Source organism: Shewanella sp. GutCb (assembly GCF_002836135.1).
Lineage (GTDB): Bacteria > Pseudomonadota > Gammaproteobacteria > Enterobacterales > Shewanellaceae > Shewanella.
This window is the reverse complement of the sequence record NZ_PJBL01000025.1, coordinates 92,902-115,592: the sequence shown is the minus strand read 5'-3', so window position 1 is coordinate 115,592 and position 22,691 is coordinate 92,902. Positions and strand designations below refer to the sequence as shown.

Here is a 22,691-nt window from a genome sequence, read left to right as displayed (position 1 = left end):
CCAGCAACTCATATAACAGGCAATCATTATGAAATACCTACTTCCTGCATCTCTCATCCTTTTACTCAGCGCTTGTGCGGGTGAATATGCCTTCAACAGTAACCTCGATAGTGATGCGATTAATGACTATTTTAAAGCCTCTGATGTCACCGTCTATGAAGGAAGTGTTCAACCTAGAGGCCCATATGAAATTAAAGGGCTAGTTGAAGGTGAAACCTGCCAAATGGGTAAAAACGATGCCCCCGCGTCTATCGCTGAAGCGCGCACATTAGCTCGCCGCGCAGCTGCCGATAAACACGCTAATGGTTTGATCATTAAAAATTGCCTATTAATCGAAGCATCGACACAAAATTGTGTCACCAGTGCTCTTTGTGTTGGCCAAGCAATTACCACCACCAGCGTCCCAAAATAGCCGCGCCTCAAACTAAGAGTAACCAATGTCCTTTACTAACCAAATCCAAGCTGTCGCGTATTGCCGAACGCCTTATAAACAAAAATTTGGCATTCCACGCCAACCAGGCTTAGTGTCCGCAGCACGTGGTTTTGTTGAACTTGCCGCCCCTTTTAATCAAGTTGATGCAGTTAGAGGGCTAGAGCAGTACTCTCATGTGTGGTTGCTGTTTTGTTTTCATGAGAACTTAGCTCAGGGCTGGAAAACCACCGTTCGTCCGCCAAGATTGGGCGGTAATGAAAAGCTGGGAGTATTTGCCACACGATCAACCTTTAGGCCAAATGGCATCGGTCAATCGGTGGTGAAGCTGCATGCGGTACATACTGACAATGGTAAAGTCAGACTTGAGATCTCAGGCATGGACTTGCTCGATGGCACCCCTATTGTCGATATAAAACCCTATATTCCCTTCTCTGATGCGATTGATGACGCACACGGCGGCATAGCCCAAGAAGCACCAAAGTTGGCAAGTGTGACATTTTGCGAAACAGCCCAACAACAACTTGAGCAATATCAGCAAAATCCCGCATATCCGCGCCTAGCAGAGCTTATTGAAGGCGTATTAGCACAAGACCCTCGCCCAGCGTATAAGAAGGCCAAAGCCGATCCTAAGTTGTATCAAGTCGCGCTATATGATTTAGATATCTTATGGAAAGTAATCGACGATAGTATAGAAGTGCTAGCGTTACGCCCCTCTCAAGTGGGACTGTAAGCATGAGCAGCCTTTTAGCCAGCACTAACTCAGTTGATAAACCAGATTATCGAACACAACATAAGAAACGCCTGTCTTATATGCCGTGGCTGTATTTCTCGTTAAAAGAGAAACACCTTTTATGGGCTAAACCTTGGCAAGATGAGGTGCAAACACATTTTTGCGCCGTAGAAACAATCTCGATAGCTGATAACTGCTTTATTGCGCCAGAGGCAAACCTGTTTGCCGAACCTGGCCGCAATATCGAAATGGGTAAGCAATGCATGATTGCCGCCGACAGCTTTTTACATGGTCCAATAACCTTGGGTGATGAAGTGGCTATCAATCACGGTTGCTCATTCGATGGCGGCCGTCATGGTATCACCATCGGCAACCAAACTCGTATCGCTAACAATGTCACTATCTATGCCTTTAATCACGGTATGGCGCCCGACACCCCCATTTATCAACAAGCCTCAAACTCCAAAGGCGTAGTGATTGGTAATGATGTGTGGATAGGGGCTCAAGCAGGCATTGTTGATGGTGTCACTATAGGTAATCACGCTGTCATTGGTATGGGCGCAGTTGTGACTAAAGATGTTGCCCAGTACGCCATTGTGGCAGGTAATCCAGCAAGAGTGATTGGAGATAGACGAGACAAAAACTAAGCCGTTGGCACTCGCTTTTCAGAGAATTCCAGCTCGGCAATTATTGCTTAATTGCCGAATCTCCAGTTGCAACTCTCATCATGCTCTTTCCCTTGCAGGATGAAAATAGATCAAGTGACTCCTGATACACACTAGAGCTGACCTGCAATAGACCTAACATGCTATGAAAGATATTATCGTGGCTAAACTCATTTTGCTCTGCGTTTTTTGTTAGACACTTAGTATCAACTTTCATTGGCTCGGCAAACCAAGTTAACAAGGGTACATGTTTTTGCGATTCCGGTGCCAATGCATAAGGAAAACCATGTAAATATGCCCCGTTTTCACCAAGCGACTCACCATGATCAGAGACATATAACATTGCCGATTCAGTGTTAATCGGTAATCCACTTAGCTTATCTATCACCTTTGAGATCACCCAATCGGTATAAGCGATGGTATTATCGTAAGTATTAATTAACGTCGCTGTACTGCAATTTTGGATATCACTGCGTGGGCAATCATCTTTAAATATACGTTGATTATCAGGATAACGCTTATAATAAGTAGGACCATGAGACCCCATCATATGCAACACTATCAAAGTAGTATTAGCCGTTAGATTTTGCAATTTATTCTCTAGTGGAGCCAGTAATGCTTCATCGAAACAGTAATCACCATCACACAGTGGCGAGTCTGATTTAACGTCGATGGTCACTGTTGGTACTCGCTCACATACCCCTTTACAGCCATTATTATCCACCCACAACACATCAACTCCAGCCAGTAAGACTAAGTCGAGTAAATTTTGCTGTGAGTTCGCTTTATTGTGATCGTATTCCTCTCGGCTTAATGCAGAAAACATACAGGGAATTGACACCGCAGTTGCAGTACCACAGGAGTACATGTTTTTGAATGAGGTCACCGGTTGCACTTGAGTGTACGGGTTAGTTTGTTTTGAATAGCCATTATGTGAAAAGTGATCTGCCCTCGCCGTTTCGCCCACTAGCATCACAAGAACCCGCTTAGCTCCAGCATGTTGATTATGCAGTTTTGGTTCACTATCTAGTAACTTAAATTCAAGTGGGGTCGAAAAATAATGGTCGCGTGCATATTTACCTGTTGCGACTAGATATTGAAAGGGGATAGAGGACTTCTGCAGAAATTTATTATTGCGCCCAACAGAGGCGTAATTGGGATAATACAAGTAAGCAATCATCACTATAGTAACGAGACTGATGAGGCTCAGCTTTACACTATGGGCCACATTTCTACCCATCGACAAATAATGGACGTCACTACGAGCAATCAAAATGGCTGGTAATAGCCCACTCAGCAAGAAGAACAGCACCGAATACTGATTGAGGTACATCATGGCTTCTGAGCTATGGCTCTGCAATGAGTTTTGTACCATACCGTAATCAAACACTACACCATAAGTTTGCCTGCTATAAAACGCTAATGAAGATAGCAGTAGCAACGTAATAAGCACTGGCTTTAACAAGTATCGATGACCGCCTAAGCTAAGCAGATTGATAACCTGTATACATAGACAAAAAACCAGTAGAGGTATGCTATATAAGAAACCGAGATTATATTCAGGCAGCGCTGTTACAACAGCCCAAACTTCTTTTAAAAATGGAAAGTTAAATACTAAGGTAAAATATAATGCAGTAATACAAACCAGCTGATTAACGCTAATATTACTCAGTAAATAATACAAAGGATTAATATGTTCTTCTCGACTCTTCATACAGAAATAAAACACCGTAATGGCTAAAGAGGCTAGGCTATCACTGAGCTTAGTTTTGTAGTGTAACCGAGTGTAACCCGCAAGTAAGCAGATGTAAGCGCTGAGTGGTAATCGCTCTGGTAAAATACCATGGTCCAAAGAGTATGATGAGTGGAGCTGATTTCAGTCCAGCATCCAGCTAGGCAAAGACTTTAACTAGCAGCTGTTTTTATCTATTTCAATAAATACCTGACCAGTTCAAAGCTATTTAGATCTTGTAATTTAAGCTAGGTTGTTGAATAAATTCAGCAACACTTATAAGTCAAGTTCACCAAATGAGCCGACTCACTCCCCTTTGTAAGTTAACCAAAAAATAATCTACGTTGTTCATTAATTTTTAACCCATGCTCAATCATTCTACCCTATATTAAAAATGCCCAACCAGAGAGTGATATCGATTTAAATCATGAAAGCCGCAAAATAAAGGTATTGTTTAACTTGTCCAGACTAAACACTAAAAGCAGAAAAGCAGAAAAGCAGAAAAGCAGAAAAGCAGAAAAGCAGCAAGTCTGATAGCAAGCTTTATAGGTTCAATATAAATTCGATTTAAAATATTTTGACGATGACTTTGTTCTATTTTTAAATGAACATTCCATTATTCTTATGAGAAAAAAAGGCCAAGTCATTGCTGAACTCGGCCTTTAAAACGAGATAAACAGTAATGCTATCGCTTAGCTTGCAGCAACACCTTTAGGGTTATCACCGTAGCTGTTTTCATCGTGACTGTCTTGTACATAGAAAACTATCAATACGATAAGACCAATCAGAGGAATAATCCCAATCAACTGCCACCAGCCACTTCTGCCAGTATCATGAAGTCGCCTCGCGCCGATACTTAGCGAAGGGATGAGTAATCCAAGCGAGAAGATAAATGTTAGCACGCCAAGACCCAGTAAAGAGTCAATAATACCCAGTAGGAAACTAAAAATCATATAAAACAAAATAAACATCCAGAATTCAGTTCGTCTTGCGCGCCCTGAAAAATCTGCGTACTTCTTTAAAGCTCCAATAAAATAATCCATTATTGTGGACTTTCCTTGTTGTTATAAATTTCTACACTCAATATTGAGCAAATACGTATATCACAATATCTCATAAAACGACCAAAGCCATCCAAACGGGTCACGGTAAGACTCTTTGCAGTCCACAACACCCGTTTTAAAACACTTGAATTGCCGCGAACTGCCATTAATGGTGATAAGCAAAAAATAAAATGCCTAATTCCACTTTAATCAGCAACAACGCTGACGCCACAAATGCTCACTCTAGAGATTACAAATACGTTAAATTAAATCACGTTAATTAACAAGCTCTTAAACTAAATAATCAAGCCTGTCTTTGGATATTATTTAATACCATTACAGTTAAAAAAATTTTCACGCTAACACTGTGTCAATACTGTACTCATCACAGCAAATGTGACACATGCTATATATCTCTAATATTAAAGCTTATTTCAGTTAAAACATTTGCGTTTATCGACTGTATTATTAGTGAAACTCAACAATTTTAACGAATGTCGAAATGGGTAGGTGACATCACTTCAACAAGTGATAAAATGGCGCCCATTCAACTCAATTTCGGACACTCGGTAATGCGCGTAAGCAAGTACCTGCTATCAACTCAAAAAGAAACACCGGCTAATGCAGAAGTAGTTAGTCACCAGTTAATGTTACGTGCGGGCATGGTCCGTCGTAATGCATCAGGCTTATACAGCTGGTTGCCGACAGGTTTACGTGTACTGCGTAAAATTGAAGCTATCGTTCGCGAAGAGATGAACAAGGCCGGTTCGGTTGAGATCCTTATGCCTATGGTTCAACCTGCGGATCTTTGGGTTGAATCTGGTCGCTTAGAAAAGTTTGGCCCCGAGCTACTGCGCTTCCAAGACCGTCATAACCGTGACTTCGTTTTGGGCCCAACTCACGAAGAAGTGATCACTGATATCGTGCGTAAAGAGGTTAACTCTTACAAGCAACTGCCCCTGAACTTGTTCCAAATTCAGACTAAATTCCGTGACGAAGTTCGTCCACGCTTTGGCGTGATGCGTTCACGCGAATTCTTGATGAAAGACGCTTATTCTTTCCATTTAGATCAAGAAACCATGGACGAGACTTATGAGTCTATGTTCCAAGCGTATAGCAACATTTTGACCCGCTTAGGCTTAGCTTTCCGCCCTGTAATGGCTGACACTGGCGCCATCGGTGGCAGCACATCACATGAGTTCCATGTTTTGGCTAATAGTGGTGAAGACTTAATCGCATACTCAACTGAGAGCGATTACGCAGCCAACGTTGAAAAATGTGAAACACCAATGCCAACAGACACTCGTCAAGTAGCCACCAATGAGATGACGCTTGTAGACACTCCGAATGCTAAAACCATTACCGAGCTCGTTGAACAACACGGCATTGCGATTGAGAAAACAGTTAAAACACTTATCGTTAAAGGCGCAACAGAAGAAGCGCCGTTAGTGGCGGTTGTTGTTCGTGGCGATCATGATTTAAACGAAGTCAAAGCTGAAAAGATTGATGCGGTACTGGCTCCATTTGAATTTGCCGATGAAGCTGATATCCGTAAAGCGATTGGCGCAGGTCCTGGTTCTATTGGGCCTGTAGGTCTTAATATTCCAGTATTTATCGACCACAGCGTCGCAGTAATGAGTGACTTTGGCGCCGGTGCTAACCAAGATAATAAGCATTACTTTGGTATCAACTGGGAACGTGATCTACCAGAGGCACCAGCATTTGATCTGCGTAATATCATCGAAGGTGAACCTAGCCCATGTGGTAAAGGCACTATTGCCCTGCTTCGTGGTATCGAAGTCGGCCATATCTTCCAGTTGGGCAACAACTACTCTGAAGCGATGCACGCTAACGTACTCGACCACAATGGTAAGTCTAAGACCTTACTAATGGGTTGTTACGGTGTTGGCGTGAGCCGCATGGTTGCAGCAGCTATTGAGCAAAACCACGATGATCGCGGTATTATTTGGCCAGAAGCTATTGCACCGTTCTCCGTCGGTATTTTACCAATGAACATGCACAAATCTCACCGTGTTAAAGATAGCGCTGAAAAGCTTTATCAAGACTTAACCGACGCAGGTATAGAAGTCTTGTTTGATGACCGTAAAGAGCGTGCGGGTGTGATGTTTGCTGATATGGAACTGATTGGCTTGCCAAATGTGGTTGTTATCGGCGACCGTAACATTGATAACGGTGTATTCGAGTATAAAAATCGTCGTACTGGTGAGAAGCAAGAAGTGCCATTCGAGCAAATTGTTGAGTTCTTAAAAGCGCAACAAGCTTAAGCTTTCTCTCATTAAGTTAGGGTAATTTAGCTTATGTTCATTTAGCTACCTCAATTTGAAATAGCTAAACTAGCGACAGTAGAACGCCGATGATGATTCATCGGCGTTTTTGTTTCTGCAGTGCCTTCAAACCATTAACGTTGATCTTCAATCACAATACCGTCGTCCAGCATACTGCCTATAGCGACTAAGCTAACGTCGCTAGAGAGTTGTGTCACCGCGCGAATCGATTGTTGAATCGCCACAATGTCAATGTTAAGCCGTACATTATCATCCACTTCGCACAGCAGGCACATCTTGTCATTGTCATTTTCACTGCAGACCACCAGTCTCACACGCTTGATGGCACTATGATAAAGCCGGACTCGTTCAACCTGCTCAGGATGTATAAACAAGCCTTTGACTTTAGTGGTTTGGTCGGCGCGCCCAAGCCAGCCCTTGATCCGCATATTGGTGCGGCCACAGTCACTTGGGCTGTCTAACTGCGCACTTAGATCGCCAGTCGCAAAACGAATTAATGGATAGTTTGGGTTAAAACTGGTGATCACCACCTCTCCCACTTCACCTCGTTTGACTGGCGCTAAACTGCCCGGCCTGACAATTTCCAAAATAATATCTTCAGCCACGACTAAACCCGCATCAGCAACACTCTCAAAGGCAATTAAGCCAATATCAGCGGTGGCATACGCCTGTTTAACCTCAATATCAGCCTCGTCAAAAACGGCTTTAAGCGCGGGAGTCAGCGCCTCCCCAGTCACTAACGCTTTACTAAAAGGCAATGGTCCTTGCTGCTGAAGCTTAGCTTTATCTAGCAATATTTTAAGAAATGAAGGCGTGCCGCAGTAACTGTTAGGTTGTAAATTATGAATGATATCGAGCTGCATTTCGGTCTGCCCAGGGCCTGCGGGGATCACACTACAACCGCAGGCTTTAGCACCAGAGTCCATAATAAACCCACCGGGTGTAAGATGATAAGACAAACAGTTTTGTACCAAATCACCCGCCCTAAACCCTGCAGCAAAAAATGCTTGCCCCATGCGCCACCAATCGTGGCCATCGGCTTCCGGCTCATAGATTGGCCCTGGCGACTGAAAGACCCTCCCCACGCCACTCATATTCGGTACCATACCCGCAAACGGCATATTTGCCGCTTGAAGCTTAATCAAATCTGACTTTCGAGTGATCGGCAGCGCAGCCAGTGCTGAGCGAGAGTTGATTTGGCTTAGGTCGATATTAGCTAACACGCGGTGATAATAATCAGATGACTCCTGAGCAAAACATAAAAAATCGCTCAAGCGAGACATTAACGTCGCTTCTCTTAGCGTCGCAGCTTGTTGTTCTTGTGCACTAAAAAATGACATGGGTATCGCTCCTTATTACAACCAGCGTTTACGGCGCTTATAAGATTTCAAGTTTTTAAAACTCTTACGCTTTTCTTTGCCGCCACCAAGATAAAACTCTTTCACATCTTCATTATTCAATAGCTGCTCATTGGATCCATCTAGCACTATTTTTCCTGACTCCATGATGTAGCCATAATTTGCCGCCTTTAGCGCATAGTTAGCATTTTGCTCCACCAGCAACATGGTGATCCCTTGGTCACGGTTAATCTTTTCAATAATGCCAAAAACCTCTTTAACCAGTAACGGTGACAACCCCATAGACGGTTCGTCTAAACAGATCATCTTAGGTCGTGCCATTAATGCGCGCCCAATTGCTAGCATTTGCTGTTCACCGCCAGACAAATATCCCGCTAACCCAGTGCGCTCTTTAAGACGAGGGAAATAGTTATACACCATGTCTATATCTTGATTCACCTGACTATCTTTACGGGTATATGCGCCAAGTTTTAGATTTTCAATAACACTCATGTCCTCGATGATCCGGCGCCCTTCCATCACTTGGAAAAGTCCGGAACGAACAACATCCTCAGCATTTTTGACATCAATACGCTCACCCATAAAATGGATATCACCGCGTGATACTTCACCATTTTCGGTCTTGAGTAGGCCTGAAATCGCTTTCAAGGTTGTCGATTTTCCCGCACCGTTAGGCCCTAATAGGGTCACAATTTCACCTTGAGGAACATCGATGCTAACGCCACGTAGTACTTGAATAACATCGTCATAAACCACTTCAATGTTATTAATCGATAAAAGAGGACTTTCAGGCTTTAACTGCACAGCTTGTGTCATAACAACTCCAACTTTCAATGTTATTGCCTAGCAAGAAAATACTGACTTGCTAGGCAAATAAACGAACTTCACGATCGGTTCAGGCTTAGTATCCTAACCAGTCAACACGGCGTTCTAGCGTTATCTGATCTACTTTTTCAACTTGTATATCGCCACCATTAAAGTTGCCTTTATAGATGTTAACTTGGTTAATACCACGGTGATCCTCAGGGGTCCATGTCGCGGGTAAACACACCCCTTCGAGCCCTTTAGGTACCCAGTTTTTACGCACATACATGCCCTTTTTGATATTCTCACCCGTGACACCACCGTTGGCTTTAGCCCACTCCATAGACTCTTTCATAAAGTAAACTGAGCACACACCGCGGATATAGTGATGTAGCCGTTCTTTATTCCCCTCACTGTCAGACATCTTTGAAATCTCGCGTACCAGTTTCATTCCCGGTACATCATCAGTCCAAAATGGCGTCATAGTGGGGAATATATAGTTTTTAACGCCCTCTCCCGCAGCTTTAAAGACTAATTTGTCGCCGCCCCAGATATTCGACATAAACTGAATATCGGTGCCTACGGTGTTACATGACTTAATCAGTGATTGCACTGAACCGCCTAAGTTACCGATATAGCCATAGTTTGTTTGAGAGCTTTTAAGGCTTAAACACTGGGCTTTAAAGTCACCCGGTTTCATTGAAATAACCACCGAAGGCTGAACATCAAAACCTAATTCTGTTGCATATTCAGCGCAGGCCGCTTTGGGGGCGTTAGGAAATGGATGGTTAGCGCCAATATGAGTAAACTTAGGCTTACCTTCACCGCCTTTAGCTTTCCAGTCATCGGCAGCCCACTGCACTAGTCCACGACAAGAATCTGAGTAAGATGCACCATAGAAAAAGTTATAAGGTGCTGGCTTTTTAGTGTTGGGATTCTTGCCCTGAGGATCAGTTAAGTGGCCAGAATAGGATGCTGAAAAAATAGGGGTTTTATCTTTCGCTGCAAAAGAGATCAGCGCCTCGGTATCTGCTGTGCCCCAGCCTTGCATGGCCACCATATTTTTACGTGACTGCCACTTTTTATAAGAGGCTATCGCTTGAGGCACTTTGTAGCCGTAATCAATGGTTTCATACTCAAGCTTGGTGCCATCAATACCGCCATGGGCGTTAATATAAGCGAGTGAATCACGCACACCGTCGGCATAGGGCTTACCGACAAACGCCGTAGGACCCGACATATCAGCTAAGTGGCCAACAAAAATAGTCTCTTCTGCGTGCGCTAAACCACTGGCTGTTGTGGCTAAACAAGCAAGGCTTGAGCCCAGCGCCCACTTTAAGTATTTCACTTTATTCAATCCGTTATTATTAGTATGGTTATGCATAGTTATGATCCTTCAAATGTTCAGTCAAAGTTGAAAGCTGTATACCGCTGCTGTTACAGCTCGAAAAAAATCAGTAAGCAAACGGGTAAAATTTCCAATAGTTCTTAATCTGCGCCCAGCGATGAGCAAGCCCCTCTGGTTCGAAAATCAAAAACAGAATGATGACCAATCCAATCGCCATCTCTTTGATATACGCTAAGCCGTCGGTCACCATGGGAATATTGCCCCAGTCGGTGTACTTCATCAGACTGACCATGGTTTCAAGCACTTCAGGCAGTAACACCATAAACACCACGCCCATTAAGGTGCCCTTTATCGAGCCCAGCCCACCAATAATCACCATGGCTAGAAACTGAATCGACATTAAGATAGTGAAGCCCTCTGCAGACACATAGCCCAAGTAGTGCCCGTATAATGCGCCGCCAATACCGGCATAAAACGAGGAAATACCAAAAGATAACAAGCGATACTTGTTGAGCTTAACCCCCATTATTTCGGCTGAAAGGTAGTGATCACGTACCGCAACAAAAGCGCGTCCGTCTCGGCTACGCATCAGATTGCAGCCCCAGGTGTACATAAACACCAAGGCAAATAGTGCGATGTAGAAAAAGCTCTGATCGGTATCAAACTCAAACCCAAACAGATTGACCGGTGCAGCCATCGAGCCTGAAGAACCGCCAGAGAACCAATCTGCTCGAGCAAAAAAGTCTTCAATGATAAACTGAGCCGCTAAGGTGGCTATCGCCAAATACAGCCCCTTAATCCGCGCTGCAGGCATACCAAACATCATTCCAACGGCCATGGTCAGAAAGCCCGCTAAAGGGATACAAAGCACCACTGGGATTTGAAAACTGGTATTTAACCAGGCTGAGGCAAATGCACCAAAGCCAAAAAATGCGCCATGGCCCAGTGAGATCTGCCCGGTAAAACCGACCAGTATATTGAGCCCTAACGCCGCAATACCAAGATAAGATATTTGGATAAATAGGGTTAAAAAGTAACCATCAAGCACCAAGGGTGCACCACAGGCAATGGCGATGACTGCAATCATCAGCAGCCGAACGGTTTTGGTTTCAAATATTGTATTGTCGGCTTTATAGCTTGTGCGGAAATCACCACACGGTCGCATCGCTAAGCTAGACATAAAAACTCCTTAAAAAATCTGATAAACATAACTTAGTGAATAATCTAAATGCGCTCGATATTACGGGTACCAAACAGGCCGTAGGGTTTAAACCAGAGAATGATCAACAGCACATAAAATGGAGCAATGTCATACATATTGCCGATATGCAGATACTGACTGTCGAAAAACTCGGCCACGTTCTCAAGTACGCCAATCATGATCCCCCCCACAATGGCCCCAACAATCGAATCGAGGCCGCCCAAGATGACGGCTGGAAATACTTTGATACCAATAGAGGAGAGTGAATCTGAGACACCGTTGACCATGCCGATCACAACACCTGCGGTAGCAGACACCGTGGCTGCTATTCCCCAACTCATGGCAAAGACTTGTTTAACGGATATACCTAAGCTCTGGGCCACTTGCTGGTCAAACGCCGTAGCCCGCATGGCTAAACCGTGCTTAGAATATTTAAAAAACAAGAAAAAACTGACCATGATAATGAGTGCAATCACGGTACTCATTAGGTAAGCCAGCTCGACATTAAGCCCAAATATAGCAATAGATTGGGTATCAAAAACTTTTGGATAACTCTGTGGTGACACACCAAAGATCCACTTAGTTAGCGACTGGAAGAAGATGGATAAACCTATGGTCACCATGATCACCGAGATAATAGGTTCACCAATCATCGGACGCAGGACAATCATCTGCAAAAACACACCGAACACCCCCATAAAGCAGAGCGTGAGGAAAAAGCCTAAAAAGAAAGGCAGTTCCAAATAGACTAATAATGCCCAACATACCCACGCCCCTATCAGCAAGAACTCGCCTTGAGCGAAGTTAACTATCTGCGTCGATTTATACACCAGCACAAAACACATCCCCACCACACCGTATAACAAACCGACAATCAGTCCATTGATGATTAGCTGCAGTAACAGTTCAAAATTCATGAGGCTCTCCTTTGAGAAAGATCAGTGTCTAACGTCGCACCAGCTTCAATAACGGTAGCTACCTTTAGCTGCGTTTGAATACGAGATTTGCTGCCATCTTGGAAGGTAATCACAGTATCAATATCGACATGGGACTTATCGCTATAGATGGACTCGATAATGTCAGCGTATTTTTCAGCAATAACGCCACGACGAACTTTACGAGTACGAGTAAGTTCGCCATCATCGGCATCAAGTTCTTTATACAGTAATATGAATTTATTGATTTTTTGTGCATCTGGCAGCGACTGGTTAACAATTTCAATCTCTTTAGTGAGCTGCTCATACACCTCAGGTAAACTCGATAAATTGGTATAGTTGGTAAATGCCAGCCCTTGCTGTTCTGCCCATTTTGAAACGATGCTAAATCGGATACACAAGATGGCAGAAAGGAAGGGTTTGTCTTTACCAAGAATGACCGCTTCACCGATAAATGAAGAGAATTTTAATTTGTTTTCAATGTATTGCGGGGAGTACTGGATCCCTTGACTGGTTTTGGCCAAATCTTTGATCCGGTCAATCACCACCAAATGCCCAGAAGGTTTGAAATAACCAGCGTCTCCGGTGTGCATCCAACCCTCTTTAACATCTTCGTCATAGGCGGCTTGGTCGCCCAAATAGCCATTGAACATACCCACCGTCTTGGCGATAACTTCACCCACACCTTCGCTATCGGTATTGATCACCTGCAATTGCGCGGTATCGAATGCTACGCCTACGCTGTCATAATCGACATCATCCTGATGATGAATGGTATATGCACCGCACATCTCAGTTTGGCCATATAGCTGGCGCAGTGGCACGCCAATACTCTGGAAGAATTTAAAGGTATCGGGTCCCATTGCTGCGCCACCCGTTGCCGCAGACTTTAGAAATGAGAAGCCTAATCTATCGCGCAATGCTTTCATTAAAATAAGATCAGCGAAGGTCGAGCGCTTCCCCTTAGCAAGTGCCGCTTCGGCGCGTTTGAGCGCAAATTCAAATAGCTTCTTTTTCAGCGGAGTGGAATCCATCATCCGCGCTTGAACGTCGGCTAAGATCCCTTCCCAAACTCGCGGTGCTAGCAGCACAAAGCTGGGACCTATCTCGCGTAGATCTGCCATCATGGTTTCCTGCTCTTCGACAAAATTAACGATTTGTCGTGCAATTAACGCCTGCCCAACCGCATAAACCTGCTCCATGATCCAAGGCAGAGGCAGTACCGACACATAGTTATCACCTGGTTTTCTAGGATCAGCGCGTAAATATGAGCAGCAATGCTCGATAAACTTACTGCCTTGCAGCAATACTATTTTGGGCTTTGAAGTGGTACCTGATGTGGTGCAATAGATAGCAATATTCTCAGGTTTCCCAGCATCGACTAGCTTGTCGTAACCTTGTGGGTTTTGCTTATCTAGCTTTCGCCCTGTCTTATATATGTCTTCGATGCTGATTAATCGTGGGTCGTTATATTTGCGCATCCCTCTTGGGTCGCAATAAACAATATATTTTACCGTCGGAATTTGATCGCCAAGCTCAAGTAATTTGTCGCATTGCTCTTCATCTTCAGCGATCACGACTTGCGCATTGCTGCGATTAAGTAGGTATGCCACCTCTTCATGCATTGAGTCTTGATAGATCCCAAGCGAATAACAACTCAGTGCATGGGCCGCAACTTCTCCCCATACCCATTCAGGTCTGTTATCACCGAGTAACGCAATCGTCGCTTCAGCTTCAATACCTAAATGGCGAATGGTCAGTGACAGCCACTTCACGCGGTTGTGATAATCGAGCCAGCTAAATTCGCTCCAAATACCAAACTCTTTCTCGCGCATGGCAATATCATCACCCCACAAAGTGGCGTTATGGCGTAATATCTTTGGAAAGGTATCCATATCCCCCATATCGAAGCGATTTGCCGATGATTTATTGTCCTTTTTCATTAGCCCACCTCTTGTAATTGCTCGTTATCATCTAAGCCTAAATAAGCCTGTCTAACGTGCTCATTAGCCATCACTTCATCGGGTAAACCACTCACGAGTTTCTTACCAAAGTCGAGTACCATCACTTGATGTGAAATATCCATAACCACCCCCATGTCATGCTCAATCATCACAACGGTAATGCCGAACTCCTCGTTGAGATCCAAGATATAGCGCGCCATATCCTCTTTCTCTTCTAGGTTCATGCCCGCCATGGGCTCGTCTAATAAAATAAGCTTGGGATTAAGGGCTATTGCACGAGCTAATTCGACGCGCTTGCGCAGGCCATAAGACAAGGTTCCAGCAACGGATTTACGCACGTGGGAGATATCAAGAAAATCAATTATTTCTTCCACTTGACGGCGATGTTTGAGTTCCTCTTTTTGAGCGGGTGAAGCCCAATAAAGTGGCCCAGTTAACCAGTTATTTTTCATCTGGTGATGTCGGCCAACCATAATGTTATCGAGTACCGACATATGGCCAAATAGCGCGAGATTTTGAAAGGTACGGCCTATTCCCAAATCAGCGCGATCATTTGGCCGTAAATGGGTCACTTCTTGGTGATCAAATTGAATGCTGCCCTGATAAGGACGGTATCGACCTGAGATGCAGTTAAGCATTGAGGTCTTGCCTGCACCATTAGGACCAATAATTGAGAATACAGCCCCTTTCTCAACTTCGAAGCTAACGTCGGTTAATGCTTTAACACCACCAAACGCCAGAGAGATTTGATCAACTTTTAATATTTTATCTGTCACACCCATACTCCTTTAAACTGCACATATCGCTTTTTCGCTATGCTCAAACCAGGTTGAGCATTAGCGTTAAACGACTGTCATGGGTAACCAATCACGGGATTTACAAGCGATGCTATGCAAAAAAACGACGGCAGAAGCGTTATCTCTACTGCCATCAAAGGTTAAAGTGCGTAGCGGAATGAAAGCTGAGCGTAGTCAGAGTCGACATCTTGGTCGCCAATTTCAAAATTACCGACTTCAAAACCAATGGCCAAATGAGGAGTCAAGTTTTGGAATAAATTGATGCTCCACTGACTGCGCTCCGCATTGCCTATGTCAGTTTCAACACGGCCATATAGCGCAGTACTTCTTAAGGTATCGGTCCAGTAATGGCGGTATGCCGCCAAATAAGAGGTGGTATTTTCAACCTCTTCTCCGACTAAATCTCTGGCAACACCAATACCTACATAACGACCAACTTCACCTTGATGGAATTGAAAACGCAGGTCATCTTTACCGAATGTTTTGATCCGCCCGGCGATAGAGCCACCGAGGGCTGTTTCACTATTTCCTAAGTCGGTATTGAGACTGCGGCCGAGGGCCGATATCGAGATGTCTCCCCAATCACCTTTAAGGTTATAACGCGCAACGACATCGGGTAGATCATCATTAGTGGTATCGCCACCAACGCTTTCTGGGTTTTCTATAGAAAATTGGAAATTACCAATGTCGTAACGGATCTGCCCTTGACGAATAAAGGCTAGGCCCACAGTTGCACCGGCAAAATCGGCAGACTCAGGAATGGCACTGGTGTTCATAAAGGTGGTCCAAGTCTGGCCCGCTGTTATCCCTTCATATTTAATAAATGCGTGACGTATTCTTGGGTTTGCGGAGTTAGATACCACCTGATTACCACCACCACCGAGAAAGTCCATTTCAATAAAGCCCATCACGTCGCCATGAACATATTTGGTGTTAAAACGTGTTTCGTTGGCAAAGATGCGAAATTGAGATGCACTCTCTTCAAGTGGCGCACCGGTACCAATCCAAAAGTCACGATAAGCAACATCACCACTGACATAACGAGCATCAACTTTGATGTAGCCACCGAAGGTTAATTTGCCATCGTCACCGACGTCAAATTCATAACTTGCTGCGGCAGAACCCGCCAATAAACACAGTGAACCGGCTAACGTAATTTTTTTTATTTTTGAAATAAGCATCTTTTATCCCCTTTAATGTCTGCACTTAAGATGAAGAAATAAAAGGGTTTGCTCAATTGTGAAATGGTATTAGTGCAGGAGTCTTAATACGTTAGCTGTAATACGGGCGGATTAACCCGTGGGGATTAATACCGATAGATTAAGACTTAAGTCGATAGTCTTTGCCGACCTAATAGAGTCAAAATATGATATGTTAATTCCCATAACAATTAAGGGATTAAATAGCTATAAAGCTAACATTTCCCAATAAGAAGGTGTGGCTACAGCATGTTTCCTAATTGGCTATTGGTTACAATTAGTATTAGCTATATTGGTTTGCTTTTTTTGATGGCATTTCTGGGCGATAGGTACCGAGAAAAACTTTTTAAGCAGCAACATACCATCATTTATTCACTCTCTCTTGGTGTCTATTGTACCTCCTGGGGCTTTCTTGGCACTGCGGGTCAAGCCGCGAGTAATTCGTTCTCATATCTACCGGTTTATATCGCTCCCATTTTACTGTTTATGTTCGCTTGGCCTTTCATTCAGCGCATTATCAGAGTGTGTCTCAAATTAAATATAACCTCTATCGCGGATCTATTAGCGGCACGATTTGGTAAGTCGCAACTGTTAGCGATAGTTGTCACCTTTGTCGCCCTATTTGGCACCTTGCCCTATATCGCCTTACAGCTAAAAGCGATTGTGAACTCCTATGAAATTTTAAGACAAGATCACCTATTATCGTCTTGGCAACTCGGCCTGGTTGTTAGCTTAATTCTGGCGGGGTTTACCATTATATTTGGCGTTAGGGCCATTGATGTCACCGAGCGTCACCCCGGAATGATGCTGGCTATCGCCTTTGAATCTTTCGTCAAGTTAATCGCCTATCTCACCATCGGTATTTTCGTGTCTTTCTTTCTATTTGATTCACCGCTGGACATTTGGCGTCAAGCCAATGAGGCTTCGCCGGTATCAACTGAGTTTACCTACCCCAATATGGTGTCGATGTTTGGGTTACTCTTTATCGTTATGTCAGCTTTTCTGTGTCTTCCGCGACAATTCCAGGTATTGATTGTTGAACTCAAAGAGCAAAAACATGCCATTTGGAGCCGCTGGACGTTTCCACTCTATATCTTAGTGTTTGCTTTCTTTGCCACTCCGTTAGGCCAAGCGGGCAATATCCTCTATGGTGACTCGCTGCAAAGTGATGCTTATGTATTGTTTCTACCCGCCTTTAGTGGCCAAGCATGGCTCGGATTATTTAGTTTTCTAGGGGCAATATCAGCAGCAAGTTCTATGGTTATCATCTCAACCATTGCGTTGAGCACCATGCTGAGTAATGAGGTGGTTTTTCCGACACTTTTTAAAGTAAGTAATATACAGAGTACCGATTTTAATAAATTTAGATCCCACTTGCTTAACATTCGCAAAGGATTAATTCTATTAGTAATATTTTTAAGTTATGGCATGTTTCTGCTAGCACCACCCGATACGCTAGCATCATTGGGGGAGGTTGCATTTGGTGCTATCGCACAGATTGGCCCAGCCCTCTTCGCTGCCTTTTTATGGCGCAGAGTGACCCTTATTGGTGTACTTGCAGGCATCATCAGTGGTTTTTCACTCTGGTTAACACTCAATCTATTGCCACAACTGGGCCTCTACAACCATCCTTTTGCGGCAAGTGAATACTCCATGACGACAATGGCCACGTTGGTGGGGCTATTTGTCAATATCATTATGATATGGATAGTTTCTTCGTTTACTCGACAAAGTGTTCATGAGCAGATGCAAATAGCTCACTTTATTGAACGACCAGATCTGGGTAAGCTGCAATCCGCAGTCCCTAAGTATATCAACCCAACGGAGTTAGAGTTATTGGTCGCCCGCTTTGTCGGTAAAGATAAAGCCGCCCATGGTTTTCAAGCTTTTTACTCAAGCCAAGAGCAGCCTGTAATTGATAAAGCGGCTCACAACCAAACACTGATCTTCTATACCGAAAATATGCTCGCCAGTGTCATGGGATCGGCCTCTGCGCGCTTGGTGATCTCCTGTGCTCTCAATGGTCGCGGGATCGCGATTGAAGATGTGGCACAACTAGTTGAAGAGGCCTCTAGTCACCGCACAGAATTTAGTCGCTCAGTGCTGCACAGCGCAATAGAAAATGCCAGTGAAGGGATCTCTGTGATAGACAGAGAGCTCAACTTAGTCGCTTGGAATCAGCACTATTTAAAGCTCTTTAATTATCCAGAGGATCTCGTCTATATCGGCTGTCCAGTCAAACAGCTTATTGAATATAACCTGAGTCATGGCCAGCATTTTAAGCATGATTTAACGCAGCAAGTTGAACGTCGTTTGGCTTATCTACGTCAAGGGAGCCGCCACAGTACGGAGCGACTACAACCCGATGGTAAAACCATCAGGATTGAAGGAAACCCGATACCTGACGGCGGCTTTGTGATGATATTTTCCGATATCACCATGTATCGAGAAGCGGAGAAATTACTAAAAGAAAAGAACTTAGATCTTGAAGCCCGGGTCTATGAACGCACCAAAAAACTGGAGCAAGCAAATCTTAGTCTTGAGCATTCTAATCAAGAGCTAGCAGTCGCACTGCAAAAGGTTGAACAAGCACACCAAAAGAAAAGCCAATACCTCAAGGCATGTAGTCACGATCTACTGCAACCATTATCAGCCGCAAGATTATTTTCCTCTGCGTTTGTTCAGAATGGTCAACTGTCGAATAAACAAAAACAACAAATGGGTTATATCGACAACTCATTACAGGTTGCCAATGAGCTGCTGCTGGACTTAAACGAAATTTCCCGTATAGAAAGTGGCATCATAGTCCCCGAAATTACCGAGTTTGCCTTGCAAGAGGTGATCGATTCGCTCGTCGATGAGTTTGGTGCTATTGCCGCAACGGAAGATGTAAAATTCAAGCATATTAACACCCAGATTTGGGTCAGCAGTGACAAGGTGCTGCTTAGGCGTATTTTGCAGAACCTCATCAGCAATGCATTTCGGTATGCGGGTAAAGGTAAAATTTTGCTTGGATATCGACGCATCGGAGACTGTATCTCGATTCAAGTCGTTGATGATGGGCCGGGGATCCCTGCAGAAAAACAAGCGGTCATTTTTGAACAGTTTACTCGATTGCAGCACTCAGGACATGAAGGTGTTAATGGTCTCGGCTTAGGTCTAAATATTGCGCAGGGTTTAGCCTCTTTGCTATCGCATCAATTAGCACTGTCTTCGACAGTTAATCGCGGTAGCATATTCAGTCTTCAGTTAAAAACCGTTTTAGCAAAAGCAGAGTCCATCGTTAAAGCCCCTGCTGATATCCTTACTCTTAATGGCGTTCATGTACTGTGTGTCGATAATGACCCTAATGTATTAGCGGGGATGGTGGAGTTACTCCAAGGTTGGAAATGCCACGTTTATCAAGCGGCATCAGCGCTACAAGCAAAAGCACAATTTTCAAAACACGCTCATAAAATTGACATTGTATTGATGGACTATCAGCTTGAAGATAATCAAAATGGGTTAGATTTAATGGTCGAGTTGCAACATCAATCAGACTTACCTATTGCCGCTATTTTGATCACAGCGACGATTGATGAAGCTGTGGTCAATAGAGCCAAGGAGCAAGGCTATGGTTATCTACGCAAGATAATTAAACCTATCGCTCTGCGTGCAGTGATGAGTGCCACGTTAGCAACAAGCTTACGGACAAACTATGCAGCATCCGCAACCACTCATTACAGCAGCGAAGAAGACAATTAAGCCGACATAGGTATGCCGGCTTAATTTGTAATAGAAGATCTTTCCAGCTTAATCTATTAAGCGGTTAGTGAGGTTTTATCGAGTTGCAGTTGACTCATGGCAATCACAGCTTGAGTGCGTGTATGCACCCCTAATTTTAAAAATATTGCACTGGCATGAGCTTTAATGGTGGCTTCTGAAAGCCCCAATTCATAAGCTATTTGTTTATTGAGTAGACCATCAGCAAACATCATTAATATACGATGTTGTCTCGGTGATAAGCTGATGATTTTACTTGTCATACTATCGGCTTCTATTGCTTCAACGTTACTGCAACCCGCAGGCATCCATTGTTGGCCTGCGAGTACTGCTTTAATGGCTTTGACCATCTGTTCAACTGAAGTCGATTTAGGAATAAACCCCGCCGCTCCAAATGACATGCTCTTACCTACCGTGACTTTATCTTCTTGCCCGGAAATCACAACGACCCCCATTTGGGAGTGACAATTACGGATATTGACTAAGGTATTAAAGCCATGAGCTTTTGGAATATTAAGATCGAGTAACAGTAGATCTGCATCTTGTTGCTTTAATAATTCATCGAGCTCTACAATCGTCTCAGCTTCAAATAATCTTACATTATCAAAGTGTGTGGTTAATATGTTGACCAGTGCTTGTCTAAATAATGGATGGTCATCAGCTATTATTATTTTTAGTGGCTGTAACATGTTTGATCCCTCATATATTCATTTTTTCAGTCTACTCCATTGCCTTTTATTATCAACTTGCCATTATTCCTTTACCCTGCCAACAATTCTTGATTTAACACTTTAATTACAATTAGATAGTCTGATAAGCATATTTAAATCTCATCATTACACCGCAACAACATAGACTTATTAACTAGGTTAACGGTTAAATATTTATGCTAGATACCCTTTAAAAGCTGACTCATACCCTCATTGATGTAGCGAAATGCACTCTTAATCACATAACAACAATGCTGTAATTCACCGTGGAGAAGTCAACGGCGGTGCTTTCACCTCTAGATAATGCTAAGAAACACCCATCAAACTTACGGCCAAAAAGAAGGTAAAAAATCGCCGTAACACCTGACTAAGAGGGACCGACGCATCACGACTAAAAGAAACTGGCAGACTAATTTACGGGTAAAGCTTGTACATAAAGCAACTCTCACATATTCTAAATTCAGGGACCGTTTTTGAATAAGTTTTGTTTTTCAATTGATAGGGATCGCCAATTTGTCAGATAAAATTGCATTAGTATTAGGTGGTGGTGGCGCGAGAGCTGCGTATCAAATTGGTGTCCTCAAAGCTATCGTACAGTTTTACCCTCGTAATCACGGGATCCCCTTTAAAATTATCTGCGGTACATCGGCGGGCGCTATAAATGCCACCTCCATGGCTACTCATGCATCCTGTTTTCATTTGGGCGTTCGCAAACTCGAATGGGTTTGGCGTCATATTCATGCAGAGAAAGTCTATCAAGCTTCTATCGGCAGTGTATTAAGTCATTTGGGTAAAATGGCGCTTAAAGGCGTACAAAGTGATGGCGCCTCTCGTAGTGCTGGCAGCCTGTTTAACAGTGAACCACTACGTGGCTTGCTTAGCGACCTGATTAGTTTTGAGCGTATTGGTCGCAATATTAGTAGCGGAGCACTCGATGCCGTTAGCTTAGATACCTCTTGCTACGACACCTCTCGTTCGGTCACATTTTTTCAAGGTAATCCTCTTATAGAGGATTGGCAGCGGGCACGCCGATGTGGTCAACGCACCCGTTTAAATACGGATCATCTATTGGCAAGTTCCGCTATTCCCTTAGTTTTCCCATCCGTAAGACTCAACCAAGAATATTATGGCGATGGCTCAGTTCACCAGCTAGCTCCCTTGAGCAGTCCGATTCATTTAGGGGCTAACAAAATTATGGTGATCAACTTAGAAAGCCCACATAAAGTGCAACCAAGAGAGCTTGAACACCACCCTAAAACAGCCACCATTGCCGGCCACCTGCTTGATACTATATTTTCAGATACATTGAACAGCGATTTGGAGCGGTTAGAACGGATCAATAGTACTTTGTCACTCATTCCGGAGGAAAGCCGTAAAGGTTTGCCCTTAAAACAGATCGAAACGCTAGTGATTAAACCGAGTGAGGACTTAAGCGCAATTGCCTCTCGTTATTTTCACGATATGCCCTTTGCTATCAAGATGATGATGAAGGCGTTAGGGATCAATGAGCACTCAGATTCAAGTATTGGCTCTTATCTGTTATTTGAGCAGAGTTATTGTAGCGCGCTAATTGAACTGGGCTATGAAGATGCAATGTGCCAAATTGACGATATCAAAACGTTTTTTGATATTAAATAGCTTTAGCACTGTCATCTGATTTAGCGACCAACCGCTCGACATTCCCCTATGCTTCACAAAACGGTC

The 22,691-nt window shown here is 43.7% G+C and carries 17 protein-coding genes; 6 read left to right on the top strand and 11 right to left on the bottom strand.

The window, feature by feature from the left end; genetic code table 11:
- Positions 1 to 28 precede the first annotated feature (28 nt).
- From rcsF to CXF86_RS14870, 3 genes are read left to right on the top strand one after another with little or no spacing between them, the layout of a single operon-like run.
- A complete protein-coding gene (gene rcsF / locus CXF86_RS14880) occupies positions 29 to 412 on the top strand; it encodes an Rcs stress response system protein RcsF (RefSeq protein WP_101092785.1) in 384 nt (127 codons plus the stop codon).
- A 25-nt stretch (positions 413 to 437) separates the two neighbouring features.
- Entirely contained in the window at positions 438 to 1,163 is a 726-nt protein-coding gene (gene tsaA, locus CXF86_RS14875; protein WP_101092783.1) for a tRNA (N6-threonylcarbamoyladenosine(37)-N6)-methyltransferase TrmO, read from the top strand.
- A gap of 2 nt (positions 1,164 to 1,165) precedes the next feature.
- On the top strand, positions 1,166 to 1,810 hold the full coding sequence (locus CXF86_RS14870) for an acyltransferase (RefSeq protein WP_102039364.1): 645 nt from the start codon (positions 1,166 to 1,168) through the stop codon (positions 1,808 to 1,810).
- Between the two features lie 40 nt (positions 1,811 to 1,850).
- Here the strand turns inward: CXF86_RS14870 and CXF86_RS14865 are convergent, their stop codons facing one another.
- Positions 1,851 to 3,542, bottom strand: a complete 1,692-nt coding sequence (locus CXF86_RS14865; RefSeq protein WP_101092879.1) for a phosphoethanolamine transferase — start codon at positions 3,540 to 3,542, stop codon at positions 1,851 to 1,853.
- A gap of 710 nt (positions 3,543 to 4,252) precedes the next feature.
- Positions 4,253 to 4,603, bottom strand: coding sequence for a DUF805 domain-containing protein (locus CXF86_RS14860; RefSeq protein ID WP_101092779.1), 351 nt, complete (start codon positions 4,601 to 4,603; stop codon positions 4,253 to 4,255).
- A gap of 572 nt (positions 4,604 to 5,175) precedes the next feature.
- On the opposite strand from CXF86_RS14860, the gene CXF86_RS14855 reads away from it, so the two are divergent.
- A complete protein-coding gene (locus tag CXF86_RS14855) occupies positions 5,176 to 6,888 on the top strand; it encodes a proline--tRNA ligase (RefSeq protein WP_101092777.1) in 1,713 nt (570 codons plus the stop codon).
- Between the two features lie 134 nt (positions 6,889 to 7,022).
- Here the strand turns inward: CXF86_RS14855 and CXF86_RS14850 are convergent, their stop codons facing one another.
- The 8 genes from CXF86_RS14850 to CXF86_RS14815 all read right to left on the bottom strand — a co-directional run bounded on the left by CXF86_RS14850 (position 7,023) and on the right by CXF86_RS14815 (position 16,497).
- Positions 7,023 to 8,249: a phenylacetate--CoA ligase family protein gene (locus CXF86_RS14850; protein ID WP_102039363.1), complete on the bottom strand. Its 1,227-nt coding sequence runs from the start codon at positions 8,247 to 8,249 to the stop codon at positions 7,023 to 7,025.
- A gap of 15 nt (positions 8,250 to 8,264) precedes the next feature.
- Positions 8,265 to 9,083 carry an ABC transporter ATP-binding protein gene (locus tag CXF86_RS14845; protein ID WP_102039362.1) on the bottom strand — a complete coding sequence of 273 codons (819 nt, stop codon included), beginning with the start codon at positions 9,081 to 9,083 and terminating at the stop codon, positions 8,265 to 8,267.
- Between the two features lie 85 nt (positions 9,084 to 9,168).
- The gene (locus tag CXF86_RS14840; RefSeq protein WP_257982728.1) at positions 9,169 to 10,455 is read right to left on the bottom strand and encodes an ABC transporter substrate-binding protein; all 1,287 of its coding nucleotides are present in this window, start codon (positions 10,453 to 10,455) and stop codon (positions 9,169 to 9,171) included.
- A 70-nt stretch (positions 10,456 to 10,525) separates the two neighbouring features.
- Positions 10,526 to 11,599, bottom strand: a complete 1,074-nt coding sequence (locus CXF86_RS14835) for a branched-chain amino acid ABC transporter permease (RefSeq protein ID WP_101092769.1) — start codon at positions 11,597 to 11,599, stop codon at positions 10,526 to 10,528.
- A 44-nt stretch (positions 11,600 to 11,643) separates the two neighbouring features.
- Entirely contained in the window at positions 11,644 to 12,537 is an 894-nt protein-coding gene (locus CXF86_RS14830; protein ID WP_101092767.1) for a branched-chain amino acid ABC transporter permease, read from the bottom strand.
- A complete protein-coding gene (locus CXF86_RS14825; RefSeq protein ID WP_102039361.1) occupies positions 12,534 to 14,498 on the bottom strand; it encodes a long-chain fatty acid--CoA ligase in 1,965 nt (654 codons plus the stop codon). Before CXF86_RS14825 ends, CXF86_RS14830 begins: the two co-directional genes overlap by 4 nt.
- A complete protein-coding gene (locus CXF86_RS14820) occupies positions 14,498 to 15,295 on the bottom strand; it encodes an ABC transporter ATP-binding protein (protein ID WP_101092877.1) in 798 nt (265 codons plus the stop codon). Before CXF86_RS14820 ends, CXF86_RS14825 begins: the two co-directional genes overlap by 1 nt.
- A gap of 161 nt (positions 15,296 to 15,456) precedes the next feature.
- Positions 15,457 to 16,497 carry a DcaP family trimeric outer membrane transporter gene (locus tag CXF86_RS14815; RefSeq protein ID WP_101092763.1) on the bottom strand — a complete coding sequence of 347 codons (1,041 nt, stop codon included), beginning with the start codon at positions 16,495 to 16,497 and terminating at the stop codon, positions 15,457 to 15,459.
- A gap of 267 nt (positions 16,498 to 16,764) precedes the next feature.
- On the opposite strand from CXF86_RS14815, the gene CXF86_RS14810 reads away from it, so the two are divergent.
- A complete protein-coding gene (locus CXF86_RS14810) occupies positions 16,765 to 20,259 on the top strand; it encodes a hybrid sensor histidine kinase/response regulator (protein ID WP_102039360.1) in 3,495 nt (1,164 codons plus the stop codon).
- A 56-nt stretch (positions 20,260 to 20,315) separates the two neighbouring features.
- On the opposite strand, the gene CXF86_RS14805 is transcribed toward CXF86_RS14810, so the two are convergent.
- Complete coding sequence (locus CXF86_RS14805) at positions 20,316 to 20,966, bottom strand: response regulator (RefSeq protein WP_101092760.1); 651 nt, start codon at positions 20,964 to 20,966, stop codon at positions 20,316 to 20,318.
- Positions 20,967 to 21,500: 534 nt separating this feature from the next.
- Here CXF86_RS14805 and CXF86_RS14800 point away from each other — a divergent pair.
- On the top strand, positions 21,501 to 22,625 hold the full coding sequence (locus CXF86_RS14800) for a patatin-like phospholipase family protein (protein ID WP_101092758.1): 1,125 nt from the start codon (positions 21,501 to 21,503) through the stop codon (positions 22,623 to 22,625).
- Positions 22,626 to 22,691 lie beyond the last annotated feature (66 nt).